This window comes from Sulfitobacter delicatus (assembly GCF_900102535.1).
Taxonomy (GTDB): Bacteria; Pseudomonadota; Alphaproteobacteria; order Rhodobacterales; family Rhodobacteraceae; genus Sulfitobacter; species Sulfitobacter delicatus.
In genome coordinates this window covers 170,044-181,158 of record NZ_FNBP01000006.1, presented here as the reverse complement: position 1 = coordinate 181,158, position 11,115 = coordinate 170,044, and the positions used below count along the sequence as shown (strand labels likewise).

The following is an 11,115-nucleotide window of genomic DNA, read 5'->3' as shown; positions in this document are numbered from 1 at the left end:
CCGCCTAGGTGTGCTGCTTACTCAGCAGTCAGTTCCGCGTCTTCCAAAGTCCATTGCAGCGCGGGAGTTAGGGTCAGCCCCTTCACGCGGTCAGCATAGGCGATGGAGAAAGGCGCATAGTACAGCGGGATCTGGGCCAACTCGTCCAGCGTGATCTGCTGGATTTTGCTGTAAAGCTCCGCCCGTTTGGCCTCGTCGCGCTCGCGCAGCGCCTCATCGGTCAACTTGTTCACTTCTTCGTTGTGATAGTTGGTGTAGTAGGACTGGCTGCCGCAAGTGTCGCAAAGCGCCCAACGCACCGCCAGATCAGGGTCCTCGGTCTCGTTGTAGTACCAGTTCACGGTGACCTGATATTCGCCCTTCGCCATGTTCGACCACCACAGCCCGGCATCGACCCGCTCTACGGTAGTTTTAAAACCTACGGCATCCCATTGGGCCTTCAGCAAGGTTGCAAGCTGTTCGAAAGTGGGGGTGATCATCATTGTGATCTCGGTCCCGACCAGCCCCTCATCCTCGAGCAACTTACGCGCTGCAGCAGGATCATAGGCGGGCGGTTGCAAGTTTGCGTCGTGGAAATTCAGCGCGTTAGAGAAGGTGCTATTGGCCACTTCCGCCTTGCCAAGGGTCACCGCGTTGGTGATGGCTTCGCGGTCCAGCGCCATAGCCGCCGCCTTGCGCACGGTCAGGTTATCGAAAGGTGCCTTGTCGTGATTGGGCAGCACCAGATAGAGCATGGTGGAGGGCTCAAGCGCTACAGAAACCCCGTCAGTGTTGTTGACCTCTTCCACCTGCGCCCAAGGCACATAGCGGTTCACATCGATCTCGCCCGCCATTGCCATAGTGGCCCGCGCATTGTCGTCGCTGACTTCGATCAACTCGACGTTCTGGATCTTCGGCAGACCTTCGCGCCAGTAATGCGGGTTTGCAGTCAGTGTGATGCGGTCGTTAGGCTTCCACTCTTTGACCATATAGGGGCCAGAGGTCACCGGATCAGAAGCAAATGCGCCCTCTTCGCCACGCTCGTCCACATCGGCTTTGCTGACGATCCCAGCGTTAAAGATTTCGAGGTTTGACAGCATCGGCGCGCTGGCATGTTCCAAGGTGATCTGCACCGTGTCTTCGTCGACAGCGGAAACTTCCTTGATCGGTGCAAACCCTGCCGGATACGCAGATTTTTCGTCTTTGCTGACGCGCGTGAGGCTAAACGCGGCATCTTCTGCCGTGATCGCGCTGCCATCCGAGAATTTAGCGTCGCGCAGCTCAAACGTATATGTCAGCCCGTCCTCCGACACCTCCCAGCTCTCCGCGAGCCCCGGCTGCAAAGCGCCATCCGGCCCCTTGCGCAGCAGGCGGGCATAAAGCTGGCCATAGGCTTCGATGTTACCGCCAGCGGCGGAGACAATTGGATCAAGCACGGTGACCTTGTTTGGCGATGCAATTCGGATCGTGTCCTGAGCAGACAGGACCGTAGCCGAAAGCATCAACGCCATGGCGGCGGGGATGATCTTATCGGTGGTCATTTGTTCTCTCCTGTTGGATTCCCTGCAGCGTTGGTAGCAAACTATCATAACTGTTGAATAGTGTTATTTTGCTAGCGGTCGCGAAAAGTTTTCGCTGGGAGGGATCGATCCGCAGCGGCATGAGCTGGCTAGACGGTTGAAAATAAATGAAAAGCGCCATCTTTTGGGTTAGCCCGGCAGCAGCCAAACACCAATACAGTCCCGCCAAGCAATCAGCGATCGCCCAAAAATACGGCAGAGCTGCGTTGAGCCGCCCTAATACAACAAGCCAACAAAATGCAGAAATGCGTTGACTTCTTAGTTAGTCAGCGCCGAATAAATCACGGGTAAAGACCTTCTCAGCGACGTCTTCAAGATCGGGGTGGCTGCGGTTCGCCACGATAACGTCAGCCTCGTCTTTGAACCGCTGCAGGTCGCGAACGACCTCTGAGCCAAAGAAGCTGTCTTCTTCCATCACCGGCTCGTAAACGGTGACTTCAATCCCCTTGGCCTTGATCCGCTTCATGATGCCCTGCACCGAACTCTGTCGAAAATTATCGGACCCGGCCTTCATCACCAATCGGTAGATGCCAACCCGGCGCGGAGCCAGAGCGAGGATCTGCTCCGAGACAAAATCTTTGCGGGTGCGGTTGGCCTCAACGATCGCATTGATCAGGTTCTGCGGCACTTCGGAATAATTCGCGAGCAGCTGTTTGGAATCCTTTGGCAAGCAGTAGCCGCCGTAGCCGAAAGACGGGTTATTATACTGATCGCCAATGCGCGGGTCTAAGCAGACGCCGTCAATGATCTGGCGGGTGTCGAGCCCGTTGGTCAGCGCGTAGCTGTCCATCTCGTTGAAATAGGCGACACGCATAGCCAAGAACGTATTGGCGAAAAGCTTGACCGCTTCCGCCTCCGAAGACCCGGTGAAGAGCATCGGGATGTCCCGATCCACCGCCCCTTCGGCGAGCAGGGAAGCAAACCGGCGGGCGCGTGGGCTATCTTCGCCGACGACGATGCGCGAAGGATGCAGGTTGTCATAAAGGGCGCGCCCCTCGCGCAGAAACTCGGGGCTGAAGATCAATTGGTCGGTCTCCAACCGCGCAGCCAAGGCAGCAGTATATCCGACCGGAACAGTGGACTTGATTATGATCGTCGCCGTGGTGGTCAGCGACATGACCTCTTGGACCACTGCCTCGACGCTGGACGTGTCAAAGACGTTGGTGCGCGGATCGTAGTTCGTAGGCGTGGCAATCAGCACATACTCAGCATCACGGTAGGCTTCTGCCGCCTCAGAGGTGGCATGCAGATGAAGATCCTTCTCCGCCAGAAAGCGTTCGATCTCAGGGTCAACGATTGGCGCGCGCTTCGCATTGACCTGCGCCACCCGTTCCGGATTGAGATCGACAGCCGTAACGTCGTTGTGTTGGGCGAGCAGGACGGCATTGGACAGGCCCACATAGCCGATACCAGCTACGGCGATCTTGGTTCGAGACATTACAGGCGCCCTTTTTGCGTTACTCACTATCGTGATAGAGCGCCCCTGCCCCGTTGGAAAGCCACAGTTCGCTGGCCCTAGTCGAATAGGAAATTCTTACAGTCGCAGTCCCTGAGCCGCTGCCCGGCTACCGCTTTACCACGCTAAACATTGATGCCTCGGAGAGACCACAAAGCGAACGCATCGCGACTTAAGTTAAACGTAAAGCCCCAACAAGCGAACGTTACTTCCGCCGCAAGATCATGGCCCCGACGACCACAGCCGCCACAAGAAGAGCCGCGATCGACCAGAAAGGGTCATCGCCATGTGGATGGATATGCGCGCCGGGATCGGCGGCGAGTGGGGCTGCCAGAAGGGTGCATGCGCCAATCAGCTTTTTCATGTCAATTTCCTCAAAATATGTCTGAAGTTAGTTTAGGGGTAAGTCGGTTTGCAGGGCCAGATGCTTACGCAAATAAAATCATGACAGCCTCAAGATCTGTCGCGCTTGTTGTGGGGTCGCAATGGGGCGGCCGGCGGCTTTGCAGATCTCAACTGCGCGGGTCACAAGCGCTGCATTTGACGAGGCGAGGGTGTATCTGTCCATCCGGATGTTATCTTCTAAACCTGTGCGCAGGTGGCCGCCCGCAGCGGCGCACCATTCGTTCAACTCTGCCTGATGCCGCCCGATCCCGGCTGCACACCACGGCAAGTCGTCGCCGAACAGTCGTTTGACTGTTTGGATATAGAAATCAAACACTGCGCGGTCTGCGGGCATGGCGTTTTTCACGCCCATAACAAACTGGATATAGGGCCGCGCCGGGATCTCTCCCGCGTCCGCCATCGCCTTGGCCTTCAGGATGTGGCTCAGGTCAAATACCTCGATCTCGGGCAGAACCTGGTAAGTCTTCATTTCGGATGCAAGCCAATCCACAAGGTCTGGCGGGTTCTCATACACACGGTTCGGAAAATTGTTCGAGCCGACCGATAGTGACGCCATGTCCGGGCGCAGGGGCAGCATGCCGCCGCGGCTCTTTCCGGCCCCCGACCGTCCGCCGGTAGAGAATTGAATGATCATCTCCGGACAATGTTTGCGAAGCCCCTCCTGCAAGCGGGCAAAGCGGTCTGGGTCGGCGGTTGGCGAGCCATCTGCGGTGCGGACATGGGCATGACAGATGGTGGCCCCAGCCTCGAACGCAGCTTGTGTGCTTTCAATCTGCTCGGATACATCAATCGGGACCGAGGGATTGTCTGCTTTGGTCGGGAGCGAACCTGTAATGGCGACACAGATGATTGCGGGTTTTTCGGTCATGGGAATCCTCTGGTATTAGCAGGGTCAGTCGGCTGTGCCCTTGGCGATAGAGATGACCCGACGCAGGCTTTCATCGACAGGCGCAGCCGCTGCTTCGGGGGCGCTTGGCCAATCGTAAAACCCCTTGCCGCTGCGTTTGCCCAAATGACCCTGTGCCACCAGATTGGCCAATGTGGGAGAAGGCGTGTGGCGGTCGGCGAGATCGGGGTAGAGGTATTCGGCGATGCTCAGATGTGTGCCAAGCCCGTTCAGGTCGCGCTGCCGGAAGGGGCCGGACAGCGCCATGCGTACCCCGATGGACCATTGCACGATTTCGTCGATCGCAGCCGGATCGGCCACACCTTCGTCCACGAGATGCAGGCACTCGCGCATGATGGCATGTTGGATGCGGTTGGCCACAAATCCGGGGGGCGCGTGGTCGAGCCTAACGGGGCGTCTGTCGAGGCGGCGCAGCAATGTCATGACCTTGTCGCATAGGCCGGCAGGGGCATTCTTTGCAGCCACTACTTCGACCGCGGGGATGACGTCGCCGGGGTTGAAGAAATGGGTGATAATGGCGCGCTCTGGTCGAGTCATCCGCTCGGACATCTCTTCGAGCGTGAGACCAGAGGTGTTGGACAGGATCGCCGCCCCTTGCGGAACCGTGTCTTCCAGAGCGGCAAGCGTCTCTTGCTTCAAAGCCAGATCTTCCGGCACGCACTCCAACGCTATATCCGCCTGCCCTGCCTCAGCAAGTGTGGCGCTTACTGTCGCGTTAGGCACTGCCGATGAAAACGTAACGCGTGCGGCCTTCGTCGGGTCCACGGCGTGGACCTGCCAGTCATGTGCGGCAAAAAGGCGGCCAATTGATTGACCCATCGTGCCGGCGCCGACGATAATGATACGTTCTGCCATGGCTCCCCTCCAATAACTTATTTACTTATCACTATGCCACAGTGATAAGTAAATAGCGGTTTGATGAAAGGATGCCTGATGACGCGATTTGGCCCACTGTCTTTTAGTGTAACTCTCCAATGAGCAGGCTCGGGAACGCAGTTGTCACTGGGGGCGCGCGTAACATCGGGCTAGGGATCGCGCGGCGGTTGGCGGCGGACGGATGGCGGGTCTTTGTGCTCGACATCGCTGAGCCAGAAGGCGAAGCCTTGCGTCCCGATGCTCAACAGGTCGATCTGTCTGACCCTGAAGCTACAACTGCCGCGCTAGAGTATATCCTCGCGCAAGGGCCGGTCACCTGTCTGGTCAACAACGTCGGCATCGTGAAGCCTGCCCCTTTCGACGCGGTGGATATTGATGACTTGGACAGCATCATGCACCTCAACCTGCGGCCGAGCATCCTTGCGGCCAAGCTTCTGGTGCCCGGCATGCGTCAGGCGGGTGGAGGGCGCATTGTGATGAACACCAGCCGCGTCACGAAGGGCAAGATCGACCGGACGCTCTATTCCGCCAGCAAGGGTGCTATCCAGTCGATGGCGCGAACTTGGGCGCTGGAGTTGGCGACCGACGGGATTACCGTGAACTGCGTCGCCCCCGGCCCTATCGCAACCAGCGCTTTTTGGGAGAACAACCCCAAGGAGGCGCCCGAGACCCGCGCCATTGTCGATGCGGTGCCCATAGGCCGCATGGGAACGCCCGAGGATGTTGCGCAGGCGGTGTCCTTTTTCGCAGACGCGCGCAGCGGGTTTATAACGGGACAAACCGTGTTCGTCTGTGGTGGCACGGCGGTTGGCTAGTCAGCCTTCGGGCGTTGCGGCAGCGAGCAGCCGGCGCAGGGCGGGGTTGCTTGGGTCTTTCAGATAGGCCAATCCAATGCGGCTTTGCACTGACGGGTTGCGGATCGGCAAAAACACGACGCCTGCGTCTTTCATTCGCGCCGCCGAGGCTGGGACGAATGCCACGCCCAATCCGGCGGATACAAAGCTGACAATTGCGGTGAACTGCGGCGCGCGGTGCTCAATGCGCGGGGCGAAACCGGCGTCCGCGCAGAGCTTATACGCGCAGGCAGCGAACCCCATATCAGGGCCGAGGTGGGTAAAGATAAATCCCTCATCGCGCAGTTCGGATATTGTGACCGCATCAGCCTCCGCCAAGCGATGATCCGGCGGCACGGCGAGCATGATGTCTTCACTATGCACAGTCAAAGTTTCCAACACATCAGGGACGCCCGACAGGGGGAGGCGCACAAATCCCGCATCGAGCCTGCCCGCGACGATCTCATTGATCTGAAGGTCCATATTCATCTCGCGCAAAATGAGGTCGACATCTTCCGCGCCCGCGCGAAAGTCACGTAAAAGCCGCCCCAACACCCCGCCGTAGGAGGCGGAGCCGACATAGGCGAGCTCGATCCGCCCGCGCTTTCCGTCGCGGGCCGCTTGGGCTATCGCCTCGACCCGGCGCGCCTGCTGCAACAGCGCACGCGCCTCGGGCAAAAGCGCCGCGCCAAAATCTGTCAACATCACCCGGCGGCGATTACGATCGAACAGAAGCTCACCGCCAAAGGCGTTTTCCAGATGTTTTAGCTGCTGGGTCAATGCGGGTTGCGCCACGCCGAGGTTCGCCGCCGCCTGACCAAAATGCAGCGTGTCAGCGATAGCGACAAAAACCTCGTATTGCCGCAGCGAGGCGGTCAGTTGCTTATCCATGCGGCCCCCAGAAACGACTTTAGGGGTTTTCACACGCGCCTGAGTGATAAGCAAGATAGATCACCCAGGCGCCCGCCTACGCTTAAGTCTCCGCGGCCCGCGCCCGCAAACGCCGTTCGTGCAGCGTTTCGGCGTCGGCCAGATCGTCACTCTCGACCTTGATCGTTTCTTGCCCGCCGGGCCGCGCCGCACGCTTGCGCCGGGGTGCGTTAGAACTGTCGCTTTCGCGGGGCAGGATCATCCGATCCACCGTGGAGCGACGCAGGCCAAGCGTGGATGTCAGATCGAAAACCTGAGCAGCAACTGTGTCCGCGCTATCCGGACGAACCAACAACTCCAGCCGTGTGACGGGGCGGGATTTCTTGCCTTGTCCCACCATCAAAATCAGATCGACCACACCGGGTAGGGCGCGCAGTTTATCAGTGGCAAAGCCAAGTTCTTCGCCCGTCATATCGTCGATGTCGCTGGCCAGTTGGATCAGGCTGTCCTGCTCGATACCCCCTTTGGCCGTATCGAAAACGCTGACCCGCAGGATGTTCGGCAGCCCTTTCATCACGCGCGTACCGGCCCCCGAACCTGTGCAGCGCAGCCTCCCCGGAGGCCGCGTTGCGGTGGGGGTGCCACTGGTCACATGCGCCAAGATTGCGGCCCCGGTGGGGGTTACCCGCTCCCCCGGCACGCCGTCATCATGCCAGTCGTATCCTTTGAGGATCAGCGCCGTGGCAGGCGCCGGCACAGGCAGTTTGCCATGCGCCGTCTCAACCAGCCCCCCGCCGAGCGGCAGAGGAGATAGAGAGAATTGTGCGCCAGTCAGCGCTGCGCAGATGCTCCCCGCGGCGGTAACGTCCATCAATGCATCCCAATCGGCGATCTCGTGAAAATGCACCCGGTCGATGGGAATGCCATGCACCTGCGCTTCGGCCTCGGCAATGCGGTGGAGTATTGCGCAGGCGGCCGCCGCGGTGCCCTCCGACAGCGGCGCCTTTTCCAACAGCTCTCGCATGGCACGGTAAGTCGTCTCGGCCCCATGCCGCGCGCCAGCGCCCTCGGTGGCCGGCACCAGTTCAAACCGTCGCGCCGTGATGCCAGAGGCGACATGTTCGGACAGTTTCGCGTGGCCCACCTCTGCTGGCAGCACCGCTGCAACATCAGCCAGGACGCGCTCTGCCAGATCGGGGAACGCATGCAGCATCGCCGCGATGAACATGTCCCCCGCAGCACCGCCCACCGGGTCTAAGTGCAGATGCAGCCCCTGCCCGCCCATCAGTGCACCTCCGGCCACGGGTTGCGCAAAAAGCCAGCGTCGAACTGCATCTCTTGCAGATCACAAACAACTTCCAGCCCCAGACGTTCGCGCAGTTCCGGCAGCATCGCCTCGGAGGCATAGAGGTATTCCAGCTTGAGCGTATTAGGGATGCGCAGCATCCGCACCCTGGTGATATCCTCCGCCCCGCAGGTCTTGATCGCCGTCTGGATCGCCGTGCGATCACAGGGCATCACCATCGGGATTTTCGCCTGTTTCACCACCTGCGAGGTGATGGCGTTGGCATAGACCGCCTCGCGGTCAAAGTCCTTCTCAAGCCGTTCGGTAATGACATCCGCACGCGCAGCGCCGTTGCCGTTGCCATTGCTCCGAGGCGACAGACCAAGCGCCACCAGCCGCGCGATGTGCAGATGCACCTGCATCTTATCGCTGGTAAACCGATGGGTGATATTCGGGTCCATCCCGGTGCCGGAGAACTCTTTGCCGATCTCATCGACCACCAGCACATCCAGATCGCCCGAAGCCATCGGCGCGTCCTGTGGGCCAAGCGGCAGACGCGGCATATTGCGCATGGCGTCTTGCAGATAGGGCGCTTCGGCCTCCAACATGCCTTCGCTGTCCAGCGCGACGACTTCGGCCAGCCCGTCGTAAGCGTTTTCAATCGTGCCGATACCAAAAAGCACCTTGCAGCGCGCCAGCTTCATCCGGGCCATTTCCGCGACAAATATCCCGACGTTGTCGATCCCGCGGGAATGACACATCTCGGCGCCCGATTGTTTGCCCAGCCCTATCGACAGCATCTTGGCCAAGCCGCTCTCGTTCGGCGCGCGGAAAGAGGTATGTGGCTTGATCCGGTTAAACAAGATGATCCCGTCTGCGGCATTTGCATGACGGTCCATCCGCACGGACATGCCGTTGTCGAGCACGCCGATCTCGTCCGTTTCCATCGAAGAGCGGATCTCGCAGCCAAGGCTCTCTTCGGTCACCCCGAGCTTCGCCAAAAGCGCCGTCTGCCCCTCCGCCGTCGCCCCGCCGTGGCTACCCATGGCCGGCACCACAAAAGGATGCGCCCCGCGGGCCCGCACCTCTGCGACGATGGCCGCGAGCAGTTCTGGCAGATTGGCGAGCCCCCGGCTCCCGGCGGTGATGGCGATGGACATGCCGGGCTGCACCTTGCTGACGCAGGCTGCTTTCATCGCCTCGGCCACAGCGGCGGTCGGATCATCGATCTGGGTGGCGGCAAAGGTCTGACGACACAATGCCATGCGGGGCAGCGGCGTGTTTTCGACCAGTTTCACATAGTTAGGTTTCATCTGCGCTGTCCTCCCAGACGCGTTAACACTTTAGCCCGTAACCCCGATGGGCCAGGGGGCAAATTCCTCTTCACCGACGCCAAGCGCCTCGGATTTGCTTTGCTCGCCGGAAGCGATGGCAAGGATGCGGTCAAAGATCACCTGCCCCAGTTCCTCGAGGGTCGCTTCGCCGTCGATCACGGTGCCACAGTTGATGTCCATGTCGTCCCGCATTTGGGTGAACATCGGCGTATTTGAGGCGAGTTTGATGGTGGGCGATGGGTAAGAGCCAAAGCACGAGCCGCGTCCGGTGGTGAAGCATATCAGGTTCGCACCGCCCGCAATCTGCCCGGTGGCCGAAACGGGATCAAAGCCGGGCGTGTCCATGAAGACCAACCCCTTTTGGGTCACAGGCTCGGCGTAGCGGTAGACTTCCATCAAGCCGGTGCTGCCGCTCTTCTTGGCCCCGCCGAGGGACTTTTCCAACACATTCGCCAAACCACCCGCCTGATTGCCGGGGCTGACAACGCCATTGATCTGGGTGTCACGACCGCGGGTATAGTCCAGCCACCAATCCATCCGTTCCACCAGTTTCCGACCCACAGCTTCGCTACGCGCGCGCCGGGTCAGCAGATGTTCAACACCAAAGATTTCAGGTGTCTCGGACAGGATCGCCGTACCGCCGTTGCGCACAAGGATATCCGCTGCCGCCCCAAGACCCGGGTTGGCCGAGAGGCCCGACAGCCCGTCCGACCCGCCACATTGCATGCCGATGGTGATATGCTCCGCCGAACAGGGCTCGCGCCGCACCGCGTTTGCCTGATCCAACATCTCGCGCACCGCGTCCTTGCCTTCCGCAATCGCGCGGGCCGTGCCCCCGACATGCTGCATGGTGATCGTACGCAGCATTTTGCCCTCGGCCAGTCCTTCTTCTTCGAAGAACTGCGCCAGATTGTTGCGCTCGCAGCCAAGCGACAGAACGATCGCCCCGGCCAAGTTGGGATGCCGGATGTAGCCCGACAGCGTCCGGCGCAGGAGGTCCATCGGCTCCCCCGTCAGTTCCATCCCGCAGCCGGACTCGTGGATAAAGGGGATCACCCCGTCGACGTTTTCCCATGCCTCCATCCGCTCTTCGTCGAAATAGTTGGCGATCTTGCGGGCGACCGTTGCCGAGCAATTTACAGTAACGAAAAGCCCGATGTAATTGCGCGTGGCCACCCGGCCATTCCCGCGCCGGATGCCCATGAACTGCGCGCGCTCTTTGGGGGGCAGCAGCTCAGTCGGGGTGTAGTCGCGGGCGAACGCATAGTCTTTGTCGACCGCGTCGAACTTGATATTGTGGCTGTGCAGCCAATCGCCTGCCGCGATATCTTCGGCGGCATAGCCAATAACCGTGTCGAATTTCAGGATCGGCGCACCTTGTTGGATGGGGCGCACCGCGATCTTGTGACCCTGCGGCGTGTCGTGGTTGGCGCGAATTTCTTGAGCGAGCAATCGCGCTCCCTTCGCTACAGGGCTCGTCGCCACAACGACGTTGTCAGTCGGTGACAACAGCATCACTCTTGCATTCTTGGCCTCTTGCATGGTTTGGCTGTCCATCGGATGCTTCCTGTCGGGGGTCAAAAAAACCGC

At 59.9% G+C, this 11,115-nt stretch carries 10 protein-coding genes; 1 reads left to right on the top strand and 9 read right to left on the bottom strand.

The features are described 5' to 3' along the window. Positions 1-17: 17 nt before the first annotated feature. From BLS57_RS12305 to BLS57_RS12285, 5 genes are all read right to left on the bottom strand, one after another. On the bottom strand, positions 18-1,520 hold the full coding sequence (locus tag BLS57_RS12305; RefSeq protein WP_093742709.1) for an ABC transporter substrate-binding protein: 1,503 nt from the start codon (positions 1,518-1,520) through the stop codon (positions 18-20). A 301-nt stretch (positions 1,521-1,821) separates the two neighbouring features. Continuing rightward, on the bottom strand, positions 1,822-2,997 hold the full coding sequence (locus BLS57_RS12300; RefSeq protein ID WP_093742706.1) for a nucleotide sugar dehydrogenase: 1,176 nt from the start codon (positions 2,995-2,997) through the stop codon (positions 1,822-1,824). A 223-nt stretch (positions 2,998-3,220) separates the two neighbouring features. Further along, on the bottom strand, positions 3,221-3,379 hold the full coding sequence (locus tag BLS57_RS12295; RefSeq protein WP_093742704.1) for a peptidase M23: 159 nt from the start codon (positions 3,377-3,379) through the stop codon (positions 3,221-3,223). 78 nt (positions 3,380-3,457) lie between these two features. After that, on the bottom strand, positions 3,458-4,288 hold the full coding sequence (locus BLS57_RS12290) for a 3-oxoadipate:acetyl-CoA acetyltransferase (protein ID WP_093742702.1): 831 nt from the start codon (positions 4,286-4,288) through the stop codon (positions 3,458-3,460). Positions 4,289-4,312: 24 nt separating this feature from the next. After that, positions 4,313-5,182, bottom strand: coding sequence for a 3-hydroxyacyl-CoA dehydrogenase NAD-binding domain-containing protein (locus BLS57_RS12285; protein WP_093742700.1), 870 nt, complete (start codon positions 5,180-5,182; stop codon positions 4,313-4,315). Positions 5,183-5,301: 119 nt separating this feature from the next. On the opposite strand from BLS57_RS12285, the gene BLS57_RS12280 reads away from it, so the two are divergent. Further along, positions 5,302-6,018 carry an SDR family NAD(P)-dependent oxidoreductase gene (locus tag BLS57_RS12280; RefSeq protein WP_093742698.1) on the top strand — a complete coding sequence of 239 codons (717 nt, stop codon included), beginning with the start codon at positions 5,302-5,304 and terminating at the stop codon, positions 6,016-6,018. Here BLS57_RS12280 and BLS57_RS12275 read toward each other — a convergent pair whose 3' ends face one another. From BLS57_RS12275 to BLS57_RS12260, 4 genes are all read right to left on the bottom strand, one after another. Continuing rightward, the gene (locus BLS57_RS12275) at positions 6,019-6,927 is read right to left on the bottom strand and encodes a LysR family transcriptional regulator (protein ID WP_093742696.1); all 909 of its coding nucleotides are present in this window, start codon (positions 6,925-6,927) and stop codon (positions 6,019-6,021) included. It lies immediately after the preceding gene. A gap of 82 nt (positions 6,928-7,009) precedes the next feature. Continuing rightward, the gene (gene larC, locus BLS57_RS12270) at positions 7,010-8,209 is read right to left on the bottom strand and encodes a nickel pincer cofactor biosynthesis protein LarC (RefSeq protein WP_244153677.1); all 1,200 of its coding nucleotides are present in this window, start codon (positions 8,207-8,209) and stop codon (positions 7,010-7,012) included. Next, positions 8,191-9,504 carry a nickel pincer cofactor-dependent isomerase, group 22 gene (locus tag BLS57_RS12265; RefSeq protein ID WP_093742692.1) on the bottom strand — a complete coding sequence of 438 codons (1,314 nt, stop codon included), beginning with the start codon at positions 9,502-9,504 and terminating at the stop codon, positions 8,191-8,193. The genes larC and BLS57_RS12265 overlap by 19 nt, the downstream gene beginning before the upstream one ends. Positions 9,505-9,534: 30 nt before the next feature. Then, complete coding sequence (locus BLS57_RS12260; protein ID WP_244153676.1) at positions 9,535-11,082, bottom strand: UxaA family hydrolase; 1,548 nt, start codon at positions 11,080-11,082, stop codon at positions 9,535-9,537. Positions 11,083-11,115: the final 33 nt, after the last annotated feature.